At 69.4% G+C, this 23063-nt stretch carries 19 protein-coding genes; 14 read left to right on the forward strand and 5 right to left on the reverse strand.

The features are described 5' to 3' along the window. The first annotated feature begins 276 nt into the window (after positions 1–276). From ACNFOC_RS12515 to ACNFOC_RS12565, 11 genes are all read left to right on the forward strand, one after another. Complete coding sequence (locus ACNFOC_RS12515) at positions 277–2901, forward strand: valine--tRNA ligase (protein ID WP_416959188.1); 2625 nt, start codon at positions 277–279, stop codon at positions 2899–2901. 166 nt (positions 2902–3067) lie between these two features. Then, positions 3068–4555, forward strand: coding sequence for a bifunctional tetrahydrofolate synthase/dihydrofolate synthase (gene folC, locus ACNFOC_RS12520; RefSeq protein WP_416959189.1), 1488 nt, complete (start codon positions 3068–3070; stop codon positions 4553–4555). A 5-nt stretch (positions 4556–4560) separates the two neighbouring features. Beyond that, on the forward strand, positions 4561–4926 hold the full coding sequence (locus ACNFOC_RS12525; RefSeq protein ID WP_416959190.1) for a DUF4233 domain-containing protein: 366 nt from the start codon (positions 4561–4563) through the stop codon (positions 4924–4926). A 100-nt stretch (positions 4927–5026) separates the two neighbouring features. After that, the gene (gene ndk, locus ACNFOC_RS12530) at positions 5027–5440 is read left to right on the forward strand and encodes a nucleoside-diphosphate kinase (protein WP_416959191.1); all 414 of its coding nucleotides are present in this window, start codon (positions 5027–5029) and stop codon (positions 5438–5440) included. Between the two features lie 276 nt (positions 5441–5716). Next, positions 5717–6736, forward strand: a complete 1020-nt coding sequence (locus ACNFOC_RS12535) for a rod shape-determining protein (RefSeq protein WP_019065566.1) — start codon at positions 5717–5719, stop codon at positions 6734–6736. A gap of 172 nt (positions 6737–6908) precedes the next feature. Then, positions 6909–7850 carry a rod shape-determining protein MreC gene (gene mreC / locus ACNFOC_RS12540; RefSeq protein WP_416959192.1) on the forward strand — a complete coding sequence of 314 codons (942 nt, stop codon included), beginning with the start codon at positions 6909–6911 and terminating at the stop codon, positions 7848–7850. A gap of 12 nt (positions 7851–7862) precedes the next feature. Beyond that, a complete protein-coding gene (mreD, locus tag ACNFOC_RS12545; RefSeq protein ID WP_405972036.1) occupies positions 7863–8531 on the forward strand; it encodes a rod shape-determining protein MreD in 669 nt (222 codons plus the stop codon). 93 nt (positions 8532–8624) lie between these two features. Then, positions 8625–10889, forward strand: a complete 2265-nt coding sequence (gene mrdA / locus ACNFOC_RS12550; protein WP_416959193.1) for a penicillin-binding protein 2 — start codon at positions 8625–8627, stop codon at positions 10887–10889. Further along, the gene (rodA, locus tag ACNFOC_RS12555) at positions 10886–12082 is read left to right on the forward strand and encodes a rod shape-determining protein RodA (RefSeq protein WP_416959194.1); all 1197 of its coding nucleotides are present in this window, start codon (positions 10886–10888) and stop codon (positions 12080–12082) included. Before mrdA ends, rodA begins: the two co-directional genes overlap by 4 nt. A gap of 105 nt (positions 12083–12187) precedes the next feature. Continuing rightward, positions 12188–13753, forward strand: coding sequence for a CYTH and CHAD domain-containing protein (locus ACNFOC_RS12560; RefSeq protein WP_416959195.1), 1566 nt, complete (start codon positions 12188–12190; stop codon positions 13751–13753). A 115-nt stretch (positions 13754–13868) separates the two neighbouring features. Beyond that, positions 13869–15836: a TIGR03960 family B12-binding radical SAM protein gene (locus ACNFOC_RS12565; protein WP_416959196.1), complete on the forward strand. Its 1968-nt coding sequence runs from the start codon at positions 13869–13871 to the stop codon at positions 15834–15836. 12 nt (positions 15837–15848) lie between these two features. Here ACNFOC_RS12565 and ACNFOC_RS12570 read toward each other — a convergent pair whose 3' ends face one another. Together ACNFOC_RS12570 and ACNFOC_RS12575 are read right to left on the reverse strand one after the other, a co-directional pair. Next, a complete protein-coding gene (locus ACNFOC_RS12570; protein WP_416959197.1) occupies positions 15849–16544 on the reverse strand; it encodes a DUF899 domain-containing protein in 696 nt (231 codons plus the stop codon). A 182-nt stretch (positions 16545–16726) separates the two neighbouring features. After that, a complete protein-coding gene (locus tag ACNFOC_RS12575) occupies positions 16727–17533 on the reverse strand; it encodes a hypothetical protein (RefSeq protein ID WP_416959198.1) in 807 nt (268 codons plus the stop codon). Between the two features lie 307 nt (positions 17534–17840). Here ACNFOC_RS12575 and ACNFOC_RS12580 point away from each other — a divergent pair, with 307 nt between their 5' ends. Continuing rightward, a complete protein-coding gene (locus ACNFOC_RS12580) occupies positions 17841–18992 on the forward strand; it encodes a glycosyltransferase (protein ID WP_416959199.1) in 1152 nt (383 codons plus the stop codon). Between the two features lie 29 nt (positions 18993–19021). Here ACNFOC_RS12580 and ACNFOC_RS12585 read toward each other — a convergent pair whose 3' ends face one another. Beyond that, positions 19022–19498 carry an RrF2 family transcriptional regulator gene (locus tag ACNFOC_RS12585; RefSeq protein WP_416959214.1) on the reverse strand — a complete coding sequence of 159 codons (477 nt, stop codon included), beginning with the start codon at positions 19496–19498 and terminating at the stop codon, positions 19022–19024. Between the two features lie 156 nt (positions 19499–19654). Here ACNFOC_RS12585 and ACNFOC_RS12590 point away from each other — a divergent pair, with 156 nt between their 5' ends. Next, complete coding sequence (locus ACNFOC_RS12590) at positions 19655–20392, forward strand: SDR family oxidoreductase (protein WP_416959200.1); 738 nt, start codon at positions 19655–19657, stop codon at positions 20390–20392. Between the two features lie 5 nt (positions 20393–20397). Here the strand turns inward: ACNFOC_RS12590 and ACNFOC_RS12595 are convergent, their stop codons facing one another. Continuing rightward, a complete protein-coding gene (locus tag ACNFOC_RS12595; protein ID WP_416959201.1) occupies positions 20398–21255 on the reverse strand; it encodes a helix-turn-helix domain-containing protein in 858 nt (285 codons plus the stop codon). A 169-nt stretch (positions 21256–21424) separates the two neighbouring features. On the opposite strand from ACNFOC_RS12595, the gene ACNFOC_RS12600 reads away from it, so the two are divergent. Beyond that, positions 21425–22177 carry an SDR family oxidoreductase gene (locus ACNFOC_RS12600; RefSeq protein WP_416959202.1) on the forward strand — a complete coding sequence of 251 codons (753 nt, stop codon included), beginning with the start codon at positions 21425–21427 and terminating at the stop codon, positions 22175–22177. A gap of 13 nt (positions 22178–22190) precedes the next feature. Here ACNFOC_RS12600 and ACNFOC_RS12605 read toward each other — a convergent pair whose 3' ends face one another. Further along, complete coding sequence (locus ACNFOC_RS12605; RefSeq protein ID WP_416959215.1) at positions 22191–23033, reverse strand: LPS-assembly lipoprotein LptE; 843 nt, start codon at positions 23031–23033, stop codon at positions 22191–22193. Between the last annotated feature and the right edge of the window lie 30 nt (positions 23034–23063).

Raw genomic sequence — 23063 nt, forward strand, 5'->3', positions numbered from 1 at the left:
GCCTGCTGGGGGTAGCCGTAGCCGGGCTGGGGGGCGCCCTGCGGCGCCTGCTGGGGAGGCTGGCCGTAAGGACCCGGCTGACCGTACGGACCGGGCTGCTGAGGCTGCCCGCCGTACGGGCCCGGCTGGTTGTAGCTCATTTCTGGGTTCCCCTCCAGATGCTTATGTGATCCCGACATCCTGGCCCAGTCACAGGAACCGCACGGCATCGGGGGGCGCACCGTTACAGAACAAACGCGTTTCGGGACACCCCCGCGACACCCCTAAACTGGGCCCGTGACCGAGAACGCTCAGCAGCAGCCATCAGCGCCCGACTCAGAACTGCCGACCCAGTACGCGCCGGCCGAGGTAGAGGGGCCGCTGTACGAGCGCTGGGTGGAGCGGGGTTACTTCGAGGCGGACGCGAAGAGCGAGAAGCCGCCGTACACGATCGTCATCCCGCCGCCGAACGTCACGGGCAGCCTGCACCTCGGGCACGCCTTCGAGCACACGCTCATCGACGCCCTCACGCGCCGCAAGCGCATGCAGGGTTACGAGACGCTGTGGCAGCCCGGCATGGACCACGCCGGTATCGCCACGCAGAACGTCGTCGAGCGCGAGCTGGGCAAGGAGGGCAAGTCCCGCCACGACCTCGGCCGGGAGGCCTTCGTCGAGCGGGTCTGGCAGTGGAAGGGCGAGTCCGGGGGCCAGATCTCCGGCCAGATGCGCCGCCTCGGCGACGGTGTCGCGTGGTCGCGTGAGCGCTTCACCATGGACGAGGGCCTCTCCCAGTCCGTCCAGACCATCTTCAAGCGGCTCTACGACGACGAGTTGATCTACCGCGCCGAGCGCATCATCAACTGGTGCCCGCGCTGTCTCACCGCGATCTCCGACATCGAGGTCGAGTACCAGGACGACGACGGCGAGCTCGTCTCCATGAAGTACGGGGACGGTGACGAGACCATCGTCGTCGCCACGACCCGCGCCGAGACCATGCTCGGTGACACGGCCGTCGCCGTTCACCCCGGCGACGAGCGCTACAAGCACCTCGTCGGCAAGCTCATCAAGCTGCCGCTGACGGACCGTTCCATCCCGGTCGTCGCGGACGAGCACGTCGACCCCGAGTTCGGCACGGGTGCCGTCAAGGTCACCCCGGCCCACGACCCGAACGACTTCGAGATCGGCCAGCGGCACGACCTCCCGGCCATCACGGTCATGGACGAGCACGCCGTCATCACCGTCCCCGGCCCCTTCCAGGGCCAGGACCGCCTCGAAGCACGCTCCGCGATCGTCGCCGCCCTGCGCGCCGAGGGCCGGATCGTCGCCGAGAAGCGGCCGTACGCCCACTCGGTCGGCCACTGCTCGCGCTGCAAGACGACCATCGAGCCGCGGCTGTCCATGCAGTGGTGGGTCAAGGTCGCCCCGCTCGCGAAGGCGGCCGGCGACGCGGTCCGTGACGGCCGCGTCAAGATCCACCCCCAGGAGATGGAGAAGCGCTACTTCGACTGGGTCGACAACCTCCACGACTGGTGCATCTCACGGCAGTTGTGGTGGGGCCACCGCATCCCGGTCTGGTACGGCCCGAACGGCGAGGTCGTCTGCGTCGGACCCGACGACGAGGCCCCGGCCGGCGAGGGCTGGCACCAGGACACCGATGTCCTCGACACCTGGTTCTCCTCCGGCCTGTGGCCCTTCTCCACCCTCGGCTGGCCCGAACAGACCGAGTCGCTCGCGAAGTTCTACCCGAACTCCGTCCTGGTCACCGGCTACGACATCCTCTTCTTCTGGGTCGCCCGGATGATGATGTTCGGCCTCTACGCGATGGACGGCACCCCGCCGTTCCACACCATCGCCCTGCACGGCATGGTCCGCGACCAGTTCGGCAAGAAGATGTCCAAGTCCTTCGGGAACGCGGTCAATCCGCTCGACTGGATGGACAAGTACGGCTCCGACGCGCTCCGTTTCACCCTCGCGCGCGGCGCCAACCCGGGCGTCGACGTCCCGATCGGCGAGGACTGGGTCCAGGGCTCCCGCAACTTCGCCAACAAGCTCTGGAACGCGACCCGTTTCGCGCTCATGAACGGCGCGACGATCGAGGGCGAACTCCCGGTCGCCGACCGCCTGTCGGCGACCGACCGCTGGATCCTGTCCCGCCTGAACTCCACGGTCGCCGAAGTCGACGCGCTCTACGAGGACTACCAGTTCGCGAAGCTCTCCGACGCGCTGTTCCACTTCGCGTGGGACGAAGTCTTCGACTGGTACGTCGAGTTGTCCAAGACGACGTTCATGGCGGGCGGCGAACCGGCCGAGGTCTCCAAGCGCGTCCTGGGCGAAGTCCTCGACGTCACCCTGAAGTTGCTGCACCCGATCGTCCCGTTCGTCACGGAGACGCTCTGGACGACGCTGACGGGCGGCGAGTCGGTGGTCATCGCCGAGTGGCCGAAGGACAGCGGCTTCCGGGACGAGGCGGCCGAGCGTGAGATCGAGACGCTCCAGCAGGTCATCACCGAGGTCCGCCGTTTCCGCGCCGACCAGGGCCTCCAGCCCGGCCAGCGCGTCCCGGCCCGCCTCACGCTGGACGGCACGGCACTGGCCCCTCACGAGGCCGCCATCCGCCAGCTCCTCCGCCTCCAGCCGGAAGGCGACGCCTTCGTGGCGACGGCGACCCTCCCGGTCGGCGGCGCCACGGTCGCCCTCGACCTCTCCGGCACGATCGACGTCGCGGCGGAGCGGAAGCGCCTCGCGAAGGATCTGGCGGCGGCGGAGAAGGAGCGCCAGCAGGCTGAGGCCAAGCTCGGCAACGAGGCGTTCCTGGCCAAGGCCCCCGACAACGTGGTCGACAAGATCCGCGGCCGCCTGACGAAGGCGGACGAGGACATCGCCCGCATCAAGAACCAGCTGGCCGGCTTGCCGGAGGCGTAGGCGTCAGTACGTCAGCGAAGGCACCTGAAGCTTTGTAGCTCCGGGTGCCTTCGCTTACCTAGGGGCGCGGGGAACTGCGCGACCAGCCCCCACCGGCCCGCAGACGAAAGACCCCCCACCGGGCCCGCAGACGAAAGACCACCCCAACGTCCGTAGACTGACCCACGTGACTGACAGCGACCCGTTCGACGAGATCATCGAGGCCGAGACAGACCGCGACCCCGACCTCGCGGTCATCGAGGCCGGCAGCCGCACCCTCCGAGCCCAGGGCACCGGCGCCCCCCAGGCAGACGTACCCGGCCGCCCAGAAGACCCCGCGCTGGACAAGGCCCTCCGCACCGTAGAGGCCGACCTCGCCACCCGCTGGGGCGAGACCAAGCTGGAGCCCTCGGTCAGCCGTATCGCCGCGCTGATGGACGTCCTGGGCGACCCGCAGCGCTCGTACCCCTCGATCCACATCACCGGGACGAACGGAAAGACGTCCACGGCCCGCATGATCGAGGCGCTGCTCGGCGCCTTCGAGCTGCGGACCGGCCGGTACACCTCCCCGCACGTCCAGTCGATCACCGAGCGCATCAGCCTCGACGGCGCCCCGATCTCCGCCGAGCGGTTCATCGAGACGTACGAGGACATCAAGCCGTACATCGAGATGGTCGACGCGCAGCAGGAGTTCCGGCTGTCGTTCTTCGAGGTGCTCACGGGGATGGCGTACGCCGCGTTCGCGGACGCGCCCGTCGATGTCGCCGTCGTGGAAGTCGGGATGGGCGGGTCCTGGGACGCGACCAACGTCATCGACGCCGACGTCGCCGTAGTCACCCCCATCGATCTCGACCACACCGACCGGCTCGGCGGGACGACCGGTGAGATCGCCACCGAGAAGGCCGGGATCATCAAGCAGGACGCGACCGTGATCCTGGCGCAGCAGCCGGTGGACGCGGCGCAGGTGCTGCTGAAGAAGGCCGTCGAGGTGGACGCGACCGTGGCCCGGGAGGGTCTCGAGTTCGGTGTCGTGTCCCGCAACGTCGCGGTCGGCGGACAGCTCATCAACCTGCGCGGCCTCGGCGGCGAGTACGAGGAGATCTACCTCCCCCTGCACGGCCCGTACCAGGCGCACAACGCGGCCGTGGCGCTCGCCGCCGTGGAGGCATTCTTCGGTGTCGGGGCGCAGCGGCCCGATCCGCTCGCGATCGACACCGTGCGGAAGGCCTTCGCGTCCGTCACCTCGCCGGGGCGGCTGGAGGTGGTGCGGCGGTCGCCGACCGTCGTGCTGGACGCGGCGCACAACCCGGCGGGCGCCCGTGCGACCGCCGAGGCGGTGGCCGAGGCATTCGACTTCAGCCGGCTGATCGGGGTCGTCGGGGCCAGCGGGGACAAGAACGTGCGCGGGCTGCTGGAGGCCTTCGAGCCGATGTTCGCCGAGGTCGTCGTCACACAGAACTCCAGTCATCGCGCGATGGACGTGGACGAGCTGGCGGGGATCGCCGTCGAGGTGTTCGGCGACGAGCGCGTACAGGTCGAGCCCCGGCTGCCGGATGCCCTGGAGGCCGCGATCACGCTGGCCGAGGAGGACGGCGAGTTCGCGGGCGGCGGTGTGCTCGTCACCGGTTCCGTCATCACCGTCGGTGAGGCCCGACTGCTCCTGGGGAGGGGCTGACTTCCGTGCGTACGCTCTGTTCCTCGACGCTGATCGGCGAGTTCTTCGTGATCGGGTTCGCCGGTCTGGTCGCCATGAAGGACCCGGACCTGGCCACCTCCACGGTGTGGACGGTCAGCGGGATCGCGATGTTCCTGTCCGTCGCGCTGTGCGGCGTGGTGACCCGGCCGGGCGGCATCGCGCTGGGCTGGGCGCTCCAGATCGCGCTGATCGCGTCGGGCTTCGTCGTGCCGTCCATGTTCTTCCTCGGGGTGATCTTCGCGGCCCTGTGGTGGGCCTCGGTGCACTACGGCCGGAAGATCGACGAGGCGAAGGCGCGGTTCGCGGCGATGGCCGCGCAGGCCGACTCCACTACACCTGACGTTGCGTAATCGACGCATGGACACGCCCTGTAGCCTCGGCCTTGTCGTGAGACGACCGTGACACGACCGTGAGTCGACCCGCACCATCATGATCAGAAGGAGCCCCGTCGTGACCCAGCGCACCCTCGTCCTGCTCAAGCCCGACGCCGTACGTCGTGGCCTGACCGGCGAGATCATCAGCCGGATCGAGCGCAAGGCCGGCTGGCAGATCACCGCGCTGGAGCTGCGCACCCTGGACCAGGACACCCTGGAGCAGCACTACGGCGAGCACAAGGGCAAGCCCTTCTACGAGCCGCTGGTGGAGTTCATGGCCTCCGGTCCCGTCGTCGCCCTGATCGTCGAGGGCGAGCGGGTCATCGAGGGCGTACGCCGGCTGGCCGGTCCGACCGACCCGATCGCCGCCGCGCCGGGATCGATCCGCGGGGACTTCGGAGTCATCGTCCGCGAGAACCTGATCCACGCCTCGGACTCGGAGGAGTCCGCCGACCGCGAGGTGAAGATCTTCTTCCCCGGGCGCGTCTGAATCTCCATCAGTAACCCACATGCCTGACCAGGGACGGCCGCGATTTTCCGGCCGTCTCTTGGCATATGCGTGCCGATCGGGGGAACGAGTGCCCCCGTTGGGCCGTCTCCACAAGCGAGGCGGCGCCTCACATGCTGACAATGGCGAAGACCCTCGCGCAGTGTTCGTGATGGCGCGTCTACGATGGAAGCCTTCACGTCACAGCACCCACTTCGCCGACCTGAAAAGCCCTCAAAAGCTCCCGGGAAGGCCAGACGAATCCTGATGGGGAACTCAATGTCGTTCATCGGCCGTGACATGGCTGTCGACCTCGGGACCGCCAACACGCTGGTGTACGTCAGGGGTCGCGGGATCGTACTCAACGAGCCGTCCGTCGTCGCGATCAACACCAACACCGGTGGCATTCTCGCGGTCGGCTCCGAAGCCAAGAAGATGATCGGGCGCACGCCCGGCAACATCGTTGCCGTACGTCCGCTGAAGGACGGTGTCATCGCCGACTTCGAGATCACCGAGCGCATGCTCCGCTACTTCATCCTGAAGATCCACAAGCGGCGCTATCTCGCCCGCCCCCGTGTCGTCGTCTGTGTGCCCTCGGGCATCACGGGCGTCGAGCGCCGTGCCGTCATCGAGGCGTCGTCCCAGGCCGGGGCCCGCCAGGTGCACATCATCGAGGAGCCCATGGCCGCGGCCATCGGTTCCGGCCTGCCGGTCCACGAGGCCACGGGCAACATGGTGGTGGACATCGGCGGCGGCACCACGGAGGTCGCGGTCATCTCGCTCGGTGGCATCGTCACCGCCCAGTCCATCCGCGTCGCGGGCGACGAGTTGGACAACGCGATCATCCAGCACATCAAGAAGGAGTACTCGCTCCTTCTGGGTGAGCGGACGGCTGAGCAGATCAAGATCACGATTGGTTCCGCGTACGACCTCGACGATGACCAGCACACCGAAATCCGCGGCCGGGACCTGGTCTCCGGCCTTCCGAAAACCGTCGTCATCTCGGCCGGCGAAGTCCGCAAGGCGATCGAAGAGCCGGTCAACGCGATCGTCGACGCGGTGAAGACGACCCTCGACAAGTGCCCGCCGGAGCTGTCCGGCGACATCATGGACCGCGGAATCGTTCTGACCGGTGGTGGAGCCCTGCTGAAGGGTCTCGACGAGCGGCTGCGCCGTGAGACCGGAATGCCGATCCATATCGCGGAGGATCCGCTGGACAGCGTGGCGCTCGGCTCCGGCAAGTGTGTCGAGGAGTTCGAGGCGCTCCAGCAGGTTCTGGACGCCCAGCCGCGCAGATGACGTAACGCTTCGATTCCGCCGTACGGGATGATCTCCTCTCGTGCGGCGGATCGTTGATACGGAGGCATAGGCTCCGTCATAGGCCTCCATTCACATCTGACGGGGCCTCCGTACACACATCTGCATACCCGAACCTCTGCACATTTCTATGAGGAAGGCACGGCCGCCGCACGTGAGGGACACACGAGAGAGCCGGCTGCTCCTGGTGCTGCTGATCGCCGTAGCGTTCGCGTTGATCACGGTGGACATCCGGGGAGGGCAGGACTCGCCCGTCGACGGTGCCCGCCAGGCCGCGGCCACCGTGTTCGGCCCGATCGAGAACGGCGTGTCGTCCGCCGTCGACCCGGTCGGTGACGCGGTCTCCGCGGTCCGCGACTCCGGTGAGCGGCACGACCGGCTCGCCGTCCTGGAGAAGGAGAACGCGGCCCTCAAGGCGAAGCTCGGCAGCGACGACCGCAACCGCAGCCGCCTGACCCAGCTCGACAAGATGCTGAAGGTGGCCGGCGAGGGCCAGTACGGCATCAAGGGCGCCCAGGTCATCGCGATAGGAGCCGCCCAGAGCTTCTCCTGGACGATCACCATCGACGTCGGCGCCAACGACGGCATCAAGCGCGACATGACCGTCCTGAACGGCAACGGACTGGTGGGCCGGGTGACGACCGTCGGACCCGACACCGCCACCGTCCTCCTCGCCAACGACCCCGACTTCACCGTCGGCACCCGGATGGAGGACAGCGACGAACTCGGCTTCGCCTCCGGCGAGGGCGACGGACCGCTGCGCGTCGAACTCCTCAACGGCAAGGCTGAGGTGAAGAAGGGCGACCGGCTCGTCACCTTCGGCTCGCAGTCCGACAAGCCGTTCGTGCCCGGCGTCCCGGTCGGTGTCGTCTCCCGCGTCGACCCCTCCGGCGGCGGCCTGACCCGCACGCTGTACGTCACGCCGTACGTCAACTTCACCAAGCTCGACATCGTCGGCGTGGTCGTGGAGGCCCCGAAGAAGGACCCGCGTGACACGGTCCTGCCGGCGAAGCCCAAGCCGACCCCGATCCCGACGGTGACCGTCACGGTCACCCCGTCCGCGAACGCGCCGGTCGACGGCCAGCAACAGCAGTAGGAGCTCCTCCCCATGCGTGTCAACCGGATCCTGCTCTCCGTGCCGCTGGTCGTCGTCGCCCTCGTGATCCAGGTGAGCGTCCTCGCCCGCCTCCACCTCCCGGGCGCCGTCCCCGACCTGCTGCTCCTCACGGTCCTCGGCCTGGCCATGGTCTACGGCCATGTCGCGGGCGCCCTCATCGGCTTCGGCGCGGGCCTCCTCGCCGACCTGGCCCCGCCCGCCGACCACGCGGCCGGCCGCTACGCCCTCGTGCTCTGCGTGATCGGCTACCTCGCAGGCCTCGCGAAACCGGAGAACGGCCGCCTCAAGTCGGCCACCGGCCCGATGGCCGTCGTGGTCGCCGCCGCCATCGGCGCCACTCTGCTCTACGCCGGTGTCGGCGCCCTCGTCGGCGACACCGCCGCCCGCCATGTGGGCCTGGGCAGCCTGCTGTTCACGGCCTCCCTGTACGACCTGCTGCTCGCCCCGTTCGTCGTCCCCGGGATCATGGCGCTGGCCCGGCGCGCCGACAACGACCCGCTCGCGGAGACCAACGCCGCCAAGTCGGCCGACATCTCCTCGGGTTGGCTCTCCTCGGGCACCGGCCTGAAGATCGGCGGCCAGCGCGGCGGCCTCCGCATGAAGACCGCACGCGCGCGTGTGGCCCGTGCGGGACGTATCAAGGGGGTCAAGAGGCTTTGACCACCGGGGAGTTGGCCCACGGACTCACAGGTCCGTCGTATATGACTCATACACGCATCGTGTACGCGCACTGAGAGGGGGAGGCAGCACCACATGACCAACATCCCGGAGACCGGTCGGACTCCACGGGTTCAGATCAGGCTCGTCGTCATCCAGATTCTCGTCCTCTCCCTCCTCGGCACCCTCGGCGGGCGCCTCTGGTACCTACAGATCCGTGAGGGCGCCGCGTACCAGAAGGAAGCGTCCGGCAACCACGTCCAGCAGGTCGTCGAGCCCGCGGTGCGCGGTTCGATACTGGACGCGCGCGGTGTGCCCCTCGCCGACAACGAGACCCGGCTCGTGGTCTCCGCCTCCCGCACCGACCTGCTGAAGCAGGCGGACGACGGCAAGGCCGTCCTCACCAAGCTGTCCGGCGTGCTGGGCCTGAAGCCCGCGGACGTCATCCAGAAGGTCCGGCTGTGCGACGCGAAGACCCCGCAGCCCTGCTGGAACGGCTCGCCCTACCAGCCCATCCCGATCACCGACGAGGCCACCGCCAAGCAGGCCCTCCAGATCCGCGAGCGCGCCGAGGACTTCCCCGGCATCACCGCCGAGCCCGAGGCCGTACGGCGTTACGCGGCCCCCGGCGACGCCAACGCGGCCCAGGTCCTCGGCTACCTCTCGCCGGTCACCGACGACGAGATCACCCAGGCCAAGGACTCCGACTCGCCGTATCTGCGCTCCGACCAGGTCGGCCGCTCGGGCCTTGAGCGCGAGTACGACAAGGAGCTGCGCGGCAAGGCCGGCGTCACCCGCTACGAGGTCGACAACCTCGGCCGGGTCATCGGCAAGGCCAAGTCCGATGCGGCTGAGCCCGGTTCGAACCTCGTCACCAGCATCGACGCCCGCGTGCAGCGCGTCGCCGAGTACCAGCTGGACAAGGCGATGAAGACAGCCCGCACGCAGTTCGACAAGATCACCGGCGAGAACTACAAGGCCGACTCCGGTGCCGTGGTCGTGATGGAGGCCAAGACCGGCCGGATCGTCGCCATGGCGTCCGCGCCGACGTACGACCCGAACGTCTGGGTCGGCGGCATCTCCGCCAAGGACTACAAGCAGCTCACCGGCAAGAACTCCGACTACCCGCTGCTGAACCGCGCCATACAGGGTCAGTCGGCGCCCGGTTCGACGTTCAAGGTGGTCTCCACGGCCGCCGCGGTCGAGGCCGGCTACACCTGGGACGGCGGCTACCCCTGCACGAGTTCGTACTCGGTGGGCGGCCAGGTCTTCAAGAACTTCGAGGGCGAGAACTTCGGCCCCATCTCCCTGGGCCGCGCACTGGAGGTCTCCTGCGACACCGTCTTCTACGGCCTCGCCGACGCCCAGTGGAAGAAGGACGGCGGCATCAACCCGAAGAAGGGTGAGCCGAAGGACTACTTCTACAAGGCGGCCCACCAGTTCGGCCTCGGCAAGACCACCGGCGTCGACCTCCCCAACGAGGTCACGGGCCGGATCCCGGACCGCAAGTGGAAGCAGGAGACCTGGGAGGCCAACAAGGCCTACTGGTGCAAGACCGGCAAGAAGGGCGGCACGTACGTCCAGCAGATCGCGTACGAGAACTGCCTCGAAGGCAACAAGATGCGCGAGGGCGACTCGATCAACTACTCCATCGGCCAGGGCGACACCCTCGTCACGCCGATCCAGGAGGCCATGATCTACGGCGCGCTCGCCAACGGCGGCACCGAGTACGTCCCGACCATCGGCAAGGCGATCGTCAGCGCCGACGGCAAGACGGTCCAGGAGATCAAGCCGAAGGTGAAGGCCAAGCTGCCGATCAGCGCGGCCACGCACAAGGGCATCGACAAGGCCCTCGCGGGCGTGGTCACCAGCGGTACCGCCGCCTGGAAGTTCCAGGGCTGGCCGCAGGACAAGATCGCGCTGCACGCCAAGACGGGTACGGCGGAGGTCTACGGCAAGCAGACCACCTCCTGGTTCGCCACGTACACCAAGGACTACACGGTCGTCATGACGATCGCGCAGGCCGGTACGGGTTCCGGCGCCTCCGGTGAGGCCGTGCGCAACATCTACAACGCGATGTACGGCGTCCAGGCCGACGGCTCCGTCGACAAGAAGAAGGCGCTGCTGCCCACGCCGCAGACGAGCCTGCCGAAGGTCCGCGCCGACGGCACGATCGCCTCCCCGAAGATCACCGCCGACCCGGCCAAGGAGCTGGAGAAGCAGCAGGAGAAGGCGACCGAGGGGGGCGTCACGCCCGCGGACGACACCCAGCAGCCGGCCGTCGCGCCCTCACCGTCCACCACCAACAGCAACACCCGTAAGCGACCGCGCAGAAGGGGTAGCCGGAGGATGCTCACATGACCGGCAACAGCTTCTCCGTCTCCGGCTACGGGCCCGACCGGGCCGGCTGGACACGGGTGTTCGCCCGTGACTCGCTGGCCCGCCGGCTGGACTGGCCGATACTGCTGTCGGCGATCGGCCTGTCCCTGATCGGCTCGCTGCTGGTCTTCTCGGCGACCCGCAACCGCACCGAGATCAACCAGGGCGACCAGTACTACTTCCTGATCCGGCACCTGATGAACACCGGCATCGGCATCGCCCTGATGATCGGCGTTATCTGGGTCGGCCACCGCACCCTGCGCGTCGTCGTCCCGTTCCTGTACGGCGCCTCGGTGTTCGGCATCCTCCTGGTGCTCACCCCGCTGGGCTCCACGGTCAACGGCGCGCACTCCTGGATCGTGCTCGGCGGCGGCTTCTCGCTCCAGCCCTCGGAGTTCGTGAAGATCACGATCATCCTGGGCATGGCGATGGTGCTCGCCGCCCGGGTCGACGCGGGCGACAAGCCCTACCCCGACCACCGCACGGTCCTCCAGGCCCTCGGCCTCGCCTCGGTCCCGATGATGATCGTCATGCTGATGCCCGACCTCGGCTCGGTCATGGTCATGGTCATCATCGTGCTCGGCGTCCTGCTGGCCTCCGGCGCCTCCAACCGCTGGATCTTCGGCCTGCTCGGCGCGGGCACCCTGGGCGCGATCGCGGTGTGGCAGCTGCACATCCTGGACGAGTACCAGATCGCCCGCTTCGCCGCCTTCGCCAACCCGAGCCTCGACCCCGCCGGCGTCGGCTACAACACCAACCAGGCCCGCATCGCGATCGGCTCCGGCGGCCTCACCGGCGAGGGCCTCTTCCACGGCTCCCAGACCACAGGCCAGTTCGTCCCCGAACAGCAGACGGACTTCGTCTTCACGGTCGCGGGCGAGGAGTTGGGCTTCGTCGGCGCGGGCCTGATCCTCGTCCTCCTGGGCGTGGTCCTGTGGCGCGCCTGCCGCATCGCCCGCGACTCGACCGAGCTCTACGGCACGATCGTCGCCGCCGGGATCGTCGCCTGGTTCGCCTTCCAGGCCTTCGAGAACGTCGGCATGACCCTCGGCATCATGCCGGTCACCGGTCTGCCACTGCCGTTCGTGTCGTACGGCGGAACGTCGATGTTCGCGGTGTGGCTGGCGGTGGGGTTGCTCCAGTCGATCCGGGCGCAGCGCCCGATGTCCGCATAGCCGCTGTTTTCACGTGGCCGCCACCGCCCTGTGCGCCGGGGTTTCCCCGGGGTTCATTTGGGACGCACCCTGCCATCCTGGCCGGTCAGCAACTAGATTCAGGTCATGGCGGACACAAAGCGTGAGATCGAGCGTAAGTACGAGTCCGACGAGAGTGGGCTGCCCGACCTGACCGGTGTCGCCGGGGTTGAGGCCGTCATCGACAAGGGCGTCATGAGTCTGGACGCCGTGTACTACGACACGGCCGACGAGCGCCTCGCTGCCGCCTCACTGACCCTGCGCCGCCGCACCGGCGGTTCGGACGCGGGCTGGCACCTGAAGGTGCCGGTCGCGCCCGGTGTCCGCGACGAGATCCGGGAACCGCTCTCCGACACCGTGCCGGACACCCTCGCCGCGCTGGTCCGCTCCCGCGTGCGCGAGGCCGAGCTGCTCCCCGCCGTCCGCCTGCGCTCCGACCGCGACGTACGGCACCTCGTCGACGCCCAGGGCAAGCTCCTCGCCGAGGTCAGCGTGGACGCCGTGCACGCGGAACGCCTCACCGAGGGCGGCGGCACCGTCCAGTGGACCGAGATCGAGGTCGAACTCGCCGACGACGGCGACCCGGCGTTCCTCGACCAGGTGGAGAAACGGTTGCGCAAGGCGGGCGTACGGCCGTCGTCCTCGGCCTCGAAGCTGGCGCGGGCGCTGGCGGAGACATCGCGTCCATCGGAGTCGGGAAAGTCGGGGTCGGGAAAGTCCGGGTCGGGAAAGAAGAAGCGCAAGGCGGCGTCCGTGCCCGAGGGGCCCGCGGATCCGGTTACCGCCGGCGACCACGTCCTCGCCTACGCCCGCGCCCAGCGCGACGCCATCCTCGAACTCGACCCCGCCGTACGGCAGGACGCGTACGACTCCGTCCACCGCATGCGCGTCGCCACCCGCCGGCTGCGCAGCACGTTCCGGTCCTACGGCAAGGTCCTCGACCGTGAGGTCACCGACCCGATCGGCGATGAACTGCGGTGGCTGGCGGGCGAGTTGGGCGTGGACCGCGACCGGGAAGTGGTGACCGAACGCCTGACGACGGTCCTCGGCGAACTGCCCGGCACCCTGATCTCCGGCCCGATCCGCACCCGCCTGGACACCTGGGCGAACGCCCGGCACGGCGGATCACGCAGCCGGCTGATCGGCGTCCTGGACTCCCGTCGCTACCTCACGCTCCTCGACACCCTGGACGCGGTGATCGCCGACCCGCCCCTCTTGAAAGCCGCCGAGGGCGATCCGTCCAAGGTGATCGGCAAGGCCGTACGCAAGGACTTCGGAAAGGTTTCCGCGCTCGTGGAGGAGGCGATCGCGGCTCCGCCCGGCGAGGATCGCGACCTCGCGCTGCACGAGGCCCGCAAGAAGGCCAAGCGCACCCGGTACGCGGCGGAGGCGGCGACGCCGGCCCTCGGGGCACCGGCCCGCGCGCTGGCCAAGTCCATGAAGTCGCTGACCAGCCTGCTCGGCGAGCACCAGGACAGCGTGATGGTCCGCGTGACCCTGCGGGAGCTGTCCGCGGTGGCGCACGCGGCGGGGGAGAGCTCGTTCACATACGGGGTGCTGTACGGGCGGGAGGAGCAGCGGGCGGCCGGGGTGGAGGCGGCGCTGCCGGGGGCGTGGGAGGAGATCGTGGCCGAGGGGTCCCTCCAGGGGTGACGGCCGGTGCGTCCCGGAAGGCCCGTGAGCGATTGCGGCGTACGGGTGAGGTCCGGGATCGCGTTAGTCTGGATGGTCACCCGTCCGTTCAGTCCCGCTCACGAAGGTTCGCGAGATGCCTGCCGAAGTCGCTGCGGCCGCAGAGTCCGTGTTTCCGCAGCTCGAAGCCCTGCTCCCGCATGTGCAGAAGCCGATCCAGTACGTCGGCGGCGAGCTCAACTCCACGGTCAAGCCGTGGGAGTCGTGCGATGTCCGCTGGGCGCTGATGTACCCGGACGCGTACGAGGTCGGCCTGCCCAACCAGGGCGTCATGATCCTCTACGAGGTCCTGAACGAGCAGGAGGGCGTCCTCGCCGAGCGCACGTACAGCGTGTGGCCGGACCTGGAGGCGCTGATGCGGGAGCACAAGGTCCCGCAGTTCACGGTCGACAGCCACCGCCCGGTGGGCGCGTTCGACGTGTTCGGCCTGAGTTTCTCCACCGAACTCGGCTACACGAACATGCTGACGGCCCTGGACCTGGCGGGCATCCCGCTGGAGTCGAAGGACCGGACGCTCGACGACCCGATCGTGCTGGCGGGCGGCCACGCGGCCTTCAACCCCGAGCCGATCGCGGACTTCATCGACGCGGCGATCATCGGCGACGGCGAACAGGCCGTACTCGACATGACGAAGATCATCCGCGCCTGGAAGGCGGAGGGCCGCCCCGGCGGCCGCGAGGAGGTCCTCTTCCGCCTGGCGAAGACGGGTTCGGTCTACATCCCGGCCTTCTACGACGTCGAGTACCTGCCGGACGCCCGTATCGCGCGCGTGGTCCCCAACAAGTCGGGCGTCCCGTGGCGGGTGAGCAAGCACACGGTGATGGACCTGGACGAGTGGCCGTACCCGAAGCAGCCGCTGGTGCCTCTCGCCGAGACGGTCCATGAGCGCATGTCGGTCGAGATCTTCCGGGGCTGTACGCGCGGCTGCCGTTTCTGCCAGGCGGGCATGATCACGCGCCCGGTCCGTGAACGCTCGATCACGGGCATCGGCGAGATGGTCGAGAAGGGCCTGAAGGCGACGGGCTTCGAGGAGGTGGGCCTGCTGTCACTCTCCTCGGCCGACCACTCGGAGATCGGCGAGATCGCGAAGGGCCTGGCGGACCGGTACACGGAGGACAAGGTCGGCCTGTCCCTCCCGTCCACTCGCGTGGACGCGTTCAACGTGGACCTGGCGAACGAGCTGACGCGCAACGGCCGTAGGTCTGGCCTGACCTTCGCGCCGGAGGGCGGCTCCGAGCGCCTCCGCAAGGTCATCAACAAGATGGTCTCGGAAGAGGACCTGATCAGGACGGTCTCGACGGCGTACGGCAACGGCTGGCGCCAGGTGAAGCTGTACTTCATGTGCGGCCTCCCGACGGAGACCGACGAGGACGTCCTCCAGATCGCCGACATGGCGATGAACGTGATCGCCGAGGGCCGCAAGGTCTCCGGCCAGAACGACATCCGCTGCACGGTCTCGATCGGCGGCTTCGTCCCCAAACCGCACACCCCGTTCCAGTGGGCCCCGCAGCTCTCGGCGGCGGAGACGGACGCCCGCCTCACGAAGCTCCGCGACAAGATCCGCGGCGACAAGAAGTACGGCCGCTCGATCGGCTTCCGCTACCACGACGGCAAGCCGGGCATCGTCGAGGGCCTCCTCTCCCGCGGCGACCGCCGGATCGGCGCGGTCATCCGCGCCGTCTACGAGGACGGCGGCCGCTTCGACGGCTGGCGCGAGCACTTCTCCTACGACCGCTGGATGCGCTGCGCCGAGAAGACGCTGCCCGCGTTCGGCGTCGACGTCGACTGGTACACGACCCGCGAGAAGACGTACGAGGAGGTCCTTCCCTGGGACCACCTCGACTCGGGCCTCGACAAGGACTGGCTCTGGGAGGACTGGCAGGACGCCCTCGACGAGACGGAGGTCGAGGACTGCCGGTGGACGCCGTGCTTCGACTGCGGGGTGTGTCCGCAGATGGATACGTCCATTCAAATCGGGCCCACGGGCAAGAAGTTGCTCCCGCTGACGGTGAAGCAGCCTGCGGGGAGTGGGCACACGCACTGAGCGGTGCGTCGGTCAGCTGACGGGGTCCGAGGGGCCGTAGAGCGCGGCGATGTCCTTGGATCCCGCCCACCCGCTGTACGTGGGCGACTGGGGCCAGCCCTCGGGGGAGTCCTGCCATTCCTCCTGGCGGCCGTACGGCAGGAGGTCGATCAGGGCGAAGCTGTGGCTGAGTTGCTCGGTGCCGCGGCCGTCGGTGTGCCAGGTGCGGTAGACGGTGTCGCCGTCGCGTAGGAAGACGTTGACCGCGAAGCCGCCGTCCGGGGGTGCGCCGACGTCGGTGCCGAAGGGGCTGTTCGCGGTCGAGTACCAGGGCATCCGGTTGCCCACCCGGTGCTTGTAGGCGAGGGCCTCGTCGATCGGGCCCTGAGTGACGATGACGAATCGCGCGTCGTAGTTGTCGAGGAACTCCAGGCGCGTGAACTGCGAGGTGAACCCCGTGCAGCCCGAGCACTGCCACTCCTTGCCGACGAACCACATGTGGCTGTAGACCACCAACTGCCGCTTGCCTTCGAAGACTTCCGCCAGCCGGACCGGGCCGTCCTCGCCGTCGAGGGTGTAGTCGGGCATCTCGACCATCGGCAGCCGGCGGCGCTCGGCGGCGATGGCGTCGAGTTCCCGGGTCGCGGCCTTCTCGCGGGCGCGGAGGGTCGCGAGCCGCGTTTCCCATGTCGCGGTGTCGACGACGGGGGGTAGTGCGTCGGTGGTCATGGTCCCTCACAGAGGTTGTGGGCGTGGCTGTCCCTTGTGTGTGTGGGGGTAGACCTCGGTGGGCTCCGGAACTCATCGGTCGGGAGCTGGCGAGCCGGCCGGCTGCCCAGAACCGGGTGCTTCCCGCACCCGGCCCGGTCACGTCGTGGGGTGTGACCGGGCCAGAGGTGCGTGCCGGAGGGTCAGTTGTTGCTGTTGCCCGGTTCGGGTGAGTTCAGCGCGGTCCACGGGCCGGGGCAGGTCAGGCTGGCCGGGGTGTTCGCGGCGTGGCTCTCGGTGCAGATGGTCTCGAAGACCAGACCCGTGGTGGTGATGACGTCGTACTTGATGCCTGCCAGTGCCGTACCGCCCTGGCTGTGTTCGTTGACGGACACGCCGCAGGCGAAGCCGTTGGTGCCGCCGTTCGGATAGCCCGTCAGGGTGCTGAGGTCGGTCCACCGCATGGTGTGGTCCTCGCCGGGGCGGACGTCGCGGATGCCCGCGTAGGTGATGGTCCCGCTCACCGCGCCGCGGACCTCGTACACCTGTTGGTCCTGGAACCCGTCGATCTCGGCGCACGGCCCGGTGGCGCCGGTGGGGCCCGCCGGTCCGGTCGCGCCCGTGGCGCCCTGCGCTCCGGTGGCACCCGTCGCGCCCTGGTTGCCCTGCGGGCCGGTGGCTCCCGTGGGCCCCTTGGGGCCGGTCGCGCCTGTGGCTCCCTTGTCGCCCTTCGGGCCCTTGGGGCCGGTGGGACCCGTCGGTCCCTTGCAGTCGCCCTTGCCGCCGCCTTCGGTCACCCGGGACTTGTGATGGTGGGCCGGTTTGCAGTGATCGCCGGTGTGGCCGGCGGCCGCCTTCGGCTGGTCGGTGATGCTGCGCGCCGCCGCGGTGGCCGGAGCGGCCACGCCGGACGCCAGGACCAGGGCGAGCGAGGCCACCAGGCCCGCCTTCCTGAACCTGTCCCGGGCAAGCGGACCGAGGGGCGAGGACGTCGGGAACTCAGGGTTCATCTGTGCGCTCCTTGGGAGACCGGTCCGGGTGATGTCCCGAATCCGAGTGCGAACGCGAGCTTGGCCCTAGGGAGCTCGGACGACCGGCGTAGCGGCACGGAACGCGCCCACATGTCGTCATATCGGACTAATTGGTGCGCGCTGATGGGGCATTTTTTACCTGCGATCACCCGTACGGCCTCGACCGCCGCTGTTCGGGGGCTCTCGGCGCGGGCTTCCGCGTGGGTGGACGGCCATGAAGCGGACGCGTGCCACTGTGGCGCGCGTGATTCCGACGGGACGTCAGCAGTCCGGGACGGGTGAGGCCGTGAAGCAGCAGACCCTCTGCCTGTGCATGATCGTCAAGAACGAGTCGCTCGTGATCGAGCGCTGTCTGGAGGCCGCCCGTCCGCTCGTCGACTACTGGGTGATCTCCGACACCGGCTCGACGGACGGCACGCAGGACCTGATCCGCAAGCTGCTGGACGGCGTTCCCGGCGAGCTCCACGAGGAACCCTGGGTCGACTTCGGCCACAACCGGACCCGGAACATCCAGCATGCCCGCGGCAAGGCCGACTACCTGCTCACGCTCGACGCCGACCACGTCATGCGGCAGGACGCCCCGCTGCCCCGCCTGACGGCCGGCTCATACATGCTGCGCTACGACACCCCGGGCACCCAGCACCGGTTCAAGCACCTGATGCGGGGCGACTGGCCGTGGCGCTACGAGGGCGTGACGCACGAGTACCCGTGCACCGACGAGTCCGACACCCAGGAGAACCTGGACGCGCTCGTCATCGAGGACCAGGCCGACGGCGGGTGCCGTAGCGACAAGTTCGAGCGCGACGCGCGCCTGCTGCGGCGCGAGTTGGAGCGTGACCCGGACAATCCGCGCACGGTCTTCTATCTGGCCAACACCGAACGCGACCTGGGGCGCACGCGGGAAGCGATCGCTCTCTACGAGCGGCGCGCGGGGATGGGCGGTTGGGGTGAGGAGGTCTACTGCTCCCTCCTGGAAGCCGGAATCCTGCGGGCGGAGGAGGCCGACGACTGGCCGGGGGCGATGGACGCGTTCTCTCGGGCCTGGGACGGGCGGCCCGAACGGCTGGAGGCCTGCTATGAGTTGGCGTCCCGGCTGCGGCTCGCGGGCCGCCACCGCACCGCTTACGCCCTTCTCCGCGACGTCGTCGGCAGGCCGGAACCGGGTGACCTGCTCTTCACCAGGTCCTGGGTGTACCGATGGGGGCTCCTCTTCGAGTTCTCGATCACCGCGTACTGGGTGGGCGAGTTCGCGGCCTCGGTCGAAGCGTGCGACCGGTTGCTGGCCCTGCCGGACCTGCCCGCCGCCGTCCGCCGCCAGACCATGGCCAACCGGGAGTTCTCCGCCCCGCTCGCCGCCGCGGTCCCCCGGCCGTCGAACCCCGCACGCGGACCGAAGGCCTCCCGGGCGGGCAAGGCGGCCAGGGGCAGGAAGAAGTAGGCGGTACGCCGACGCGCTCGCCGTGCGGGTCAGTCGTGCTGGGCGACCAGCCAGGTGCCGACCCCCGCCAACGTCCCCTCCCCGGAGTCCGATTCCACGTCGCCCGCCAGGTCGGCGATCGTGACGGACCGCAGGGCGTCCCGGCGGGCCGACTCGGCGGCGGCCATCGTGCGGGCGATCGCGCACGGGGTGGTGCAGGCCTCGGGCGGGGTGGCCATCGGGCCGCGTTGGCGGATCTCCGTGCAGACGAAGGCCGGGTCGGGGCCGTCGATCGCCTCGACGACGTCGAGGACCGTGATCGACGCGGGGGAGCGGGTGAGGACGTAGCCGCCCGACTTTCCCTGTACCGATCGGACCAGGCCGGAGCGGGAGAGGGCCTGGAGCTGTTTGGCGAGGTAGGTCGGTGACACGTCGTGGAACTCGGCCAGGCGGGCGGCCGGGACCGGGGCCTGGGTCGAGGTCAGGACAACGCAGCAGTGCAGGGCCCACTCGACTCCGCCGGACATCTTCACCCGCTCATTTTACTCAGACTCCAGTTGACTCGGACATTAACTGTCCGGGTATTATCTCGGATGGAAAGTGTCCGAGTTTCGGGCCGGGGTGCCGCCGGAGTCGCGCAACGGTACATATCGGACGTCAGTCATCTACGGAAGGCGTAGGCCATGAAGATCGCAGTCATCGGCGGAACCGGACTGATCGGGTCGCAGGTCGTGCGGAACCTGAACGCGGCCGGGCATCAGGCCGTGCCGCACTCGCAGTCCACCGGCGTGGACATCATCACCGGTGAGGGGCTGGAGGCGGCCGTCTCGGGCGCCGACGTCGTCGTCAACCTGACGAACTCACCGACCTTCGACCACGCCTCGATCGGGTTCTTCCAGACGTCGATGGACAACCTGCTCGCCGCGAGCGAGAAGGGCGGGGCCGGCCATTTCGTCATCCTGTCCATCGTCGGCGTGGACCAGGTGCCGGGACTTGATTACTACCGGGCGAAGGTCCTTCAGGAGGACCTCCTCAAGGGCGGGCCGGTCCCGTACTCCATCGTCCGCGCCACGCAGTTCATGGAGTTCATGGGCGCGACCCTCGCCATGACCACCGACGGCGACACCGTCCGGCTGCCGCGTACGCCGATCCAGCCGATCGCCGCCGCGGAGGTCGCCGCCGTCGTCGCCGAGGTCGCCGCGGGCGCCCCGCTGAACGGCGTCCTCGACATCGCGGGACCGGACGTCTACCCCCTCGACGAACTCGGCCGGCTCACCCTGACCGCCAAGGGCAGCGCCGACTCCGTGGTCACCGACGACACCGCCGGCATGTTCGCCGTCGTCCCCGGTGACGTCCTCACCGCCCCGGACGGCGCGCGCATCACCGCCACCCACTACACGGACTGGCTCACCGGGCACTGACTCGCCTACGGCCGGGGCGCTTTCGGGGTCCCGGCCGCGTGCGGAGAACCCAACCGCGCCAGCGCCGCCGCGTCCTCCGTGTCCGGCTCCGCCGTGCCGACCAGGAGGCACTGGCCGGGGGCGCTCTGCACGTCGAACGTCTGGTACGTGAGTGTGACGCGGCCCACGGCCGGGTGGTTGAAGGTCTTGGACTGGCGGCCGGGGCGGCTGACGCTGTGGTTCTGCCACAGGGTGGCGAACTCCTCGCTCCCGTCGAGGAGTTCGGCGATCAGCGAGTCGAGCTCGCGGTCGTCACGGTCGTGTCCCGTGGCCAGCCGCAACGCCTCGGCCGAGCAGCGGGCGACGTGCTGCCAGTCGGCGAACAGGTCCCGGGCCGCCGGGTCGAGGAAGAGCGAGCGGACCATCCTGCGGCGGTCGCCCAGGGGCGCGAGCAGCGCGTCGGCCAGCGCGTTCGACGCGAGGATCTCCAGACGCCGGTTGATGACGTACGCCGCCGCCGTCGGGAACGCGTGCATGAGCTGGAGCAGCGCCGGGTCCACCGCGTCGGACGGTTCGGCGGGGACGGGCCTCGGGACCAGGCCGGCCAGGCGGTACGCGTGCCAGCGGGCGTCCGTGTCGAGGCGCAGGGCGCGGGCGATGGCGTCGACCACCTGGCCGGAGGGGCTGCGTTCCCGGCCCTGCTCCAGCCGGGCGTAGTAGTCGGCGCTGACCCCGGCCAGCACGGCGACCTCCTCGCGCCGCAGCCCGGCCACCCGGCGCGCCCCGGAACTGGGAAAACCCACCTCCGCCGGCGTCAGCCGGGACCGCCGCGCACGCAGGAAATCACCGAGCGCGTAACCGTCCGTGCCGTCCGTGGCGTCCATTCCAAAAGCCTACGGCGCTCCCGCTGCCCCGCTTCCGCTTCCTAGGAGTGGCACACCCCGGAAGCCCCGTCCTGCCTCATCGGGGCGATCCCGCCGATGCTCGGAAGGCACGACACGAACGGGCGATGGATCACCACCGCGCGGATCAGGTTTCACCGAAGGGCTCCTCATGACCGCCACCACCATCCAGTCCACCGCCCGTACCGCCAAGGTCGTCCTGATCACCGGCGCGAGCAGCGGTATCGGCGAGGCCACGGCCAGGCTGCTCGCCGCAGCCGGGCACCGGGTGTTCCTCGGCGCCCGGCGCGCCGACCGCCTCGCCGCCGTGGCCAAGGACATCCAGGCGGCGGGGGGTACGGCCGACCACCGCGAGCTGGACGTGACCAGCCTGGAGAGCGTGCAGGCTTTCGTCCGGGCCGCGCGGGAGTCGTACGGACGGGTCGACGTGCTCGTCAACAACGCGGGCGTGATGCCCCTGGCGATGCTGGAGGCCCTGAAGGTCGACGAGTGGAACCGCATGATCGACGTGAACATCCGCGGTGTGCTGCACGGTATCGCCGCGGTGCTGCCCGTCATGCGCGAGCAGGGCGCGGGACACATCGTGAACGTCGCCTCCGTCGCCGGGCACCGCGTCGATCCGACCGCGGCCGTCTACTGCGCCACCAAGTACGCGGTCCGCGCCATCTCCGAAGGGCTACGGCAGGAGAGCCGCGACCTGCGCGTCACCGTGGTCAGCCCCGGCTTCACCCGAACCGAACTGACCGACGGCATCGGCGACTTGGGCATGCGCGCGGTCGCGGAGGACATGATGGGCATCGCGATCCCCGCGACGGCGATCGGCGAGGCGATCGTCTACGCCGTCAACCAGCCCGCGGACGTCGACGTCAACGAGATCGTCGTCAGGCCCACGGCGCAAGGCTGAAGTCCCGCCGGAGTCAGGGGAGTTGGCCGCCTGTCGGCGAAGCCGAAGCCGACGGTGGTGGGTAACTCGGGTGCAGCGAGGCGGAGAGCGGGGCCAGTTCGGCGCACAAGGACGTGGGGAACGCGGGCTCCGCGCGCTGGACGGCCCCGCAGCCGCCGGCCGCGCTCGCCGTGATCGGTGCCCAACCGGCGGGCCTCGCACGGAAGAACCAGCGGTCGCCGAGCCGGGACGCGCAGCCGGACGGGGACGCGGTCGTGTCGCCGCAGACCGGGCCCGTACGCCAGGTGAAGTCGAGGACGAGCCACTTGCCGTCGCAGTGTTCCGCGTCGCGGTAGCTGTGCATGGGGGCGTCGGCGGCGATCATCGCCTGTTCGTAGGAGGCGGTGGTGCAGCCGGTGGGCGGCGGATGGCAGCCGAGCCTCCCGCACAGCCGCAGCGCGGGCAACTTGGCGCCGTCGGTGGTGAATTGGTTGTCGTAGTCGACGACCAGTCTCTGGTTGCCCAAGGGTTCGGGCAGCCGGAGTCGCGTCGAGGCCGTACGTTCCCCGGTGCAGCCGGAGCGCCTGTCCCCCGATGGTGAGGAGAAGGTGATCTGGACCCACACGGTGTTGTTCTCGGAGGCGGTGAGCGCGGCCTTGAGCGCCCGCACACACGGCTGCTCGCCGTCGGGTACCCGGACGCTCACGGTCAACGTGCGCTGGTCGTCGGCCAGTTGGGCCCCCGTGACCCTGGAGGGCGACGCCAGGGTCCAGGGGAGCGACTCGGTCGGCGTCGCTCCCTCCGCGCTCCCCGCGAGCTGCGTCCCGCAGGCGCTGAGAAGCAGTACGGCGGCTATGGCGCAGAGGGCGGCCACCACTGCCGCCCCGCGTGTTCCGACTGGTCCCAC

The sequence above is a fragment of the Streptomyces colwelliae genome (assembly GCF_048158785.1).
Classification (GTDB): domain Bacteria; phylum Actinomycetota; class Actinomycetes; order Streptomycetales; family Streptomycetaceae; genus Streptomyces.

Coding starts and splice junctions, on each gene's coding strand:
- ACNFOC_RS12535 (WP_019065566.1), top strand. CDS start 5,717: ATGTCGTTCATCGGCCGTGACATGGCTGTCGACCTCGGGACCGCCAAC.
- mreD (WP_405972036.1), top strand. CDS start 7,863: ATGCGTGTCAACCGGATCCTGCTCTCCGTGCCGCTGGTCGTCGTCGCC.
- mrdA (WP_416959193.1), top strand. CDS start 8,625: ATGACCAACATCCCGGAGACCGGTCGGACTCCACGGGTTCAGATCAGG.
- rodA (WP_416959194.1), top strand. CDS start 10,886: ATGACCGGCAACAGCTTCTCCGTCTCCGGCTACGGGCCCGACCGGGCC.
- ACNFOC_RS12560 (WP_416959195.1), top strand. CDS start 12,188: ATGGCGGACACAAAGCGTGAGATCGAGCGTAAGTACGAGTCCGACGAG.
- ACNFOC_RS12565 (WP_416959196.1), top strand. CDS start 13,869: ATGCCTGCCGAAGTCGCTGCGGCCGCAGAGTCCGTGTTTCCGCAGCTC.
- ACNFOC_RS12570 (WP_416959197.1), bottom strand. CDS start 16,544: ATGACCACCGACGCACTACCCCCCGTCGTCGACACCGCGACATGGGAA.
- ACNFOC_RS12575 (WP_416959198.1), bottom strand. CDS start 17,533: ATGAACCCTGAGTTCCCGACGTCCTCGCCCCTCGGTCCGCTTGCCCGG.
- ACNFOC_RS12585 (WP_416959214.1), bottom strand. CDS start 19,498: ATGTCCGGCGGAGTCGAGTGGGCCCTGCACTGCTGCGTTGTCCTGACC.
- ACNFOC_RS12590 (WP_416959200.1), top strand. CDS start 19,655: ATGAAGATCGCAGTCATCGGCGGAACCGGACTGATCGGGTCGCAGGTC.
- ACNFOC_RS12595 (WP_416959201.1), bottom strand. CDS start 21,255: ATGGACGCCACGGACGGCACGGACGGTTACGCGCTCGGTGATTTCCTG.
- ACNFOC_RS12600 (WP_416959202.1), top strand. CDS start 21,425: ATGACCGCCACCACCATCCAGTCCACCGCCCGTACCGCCAAGGTCGTC.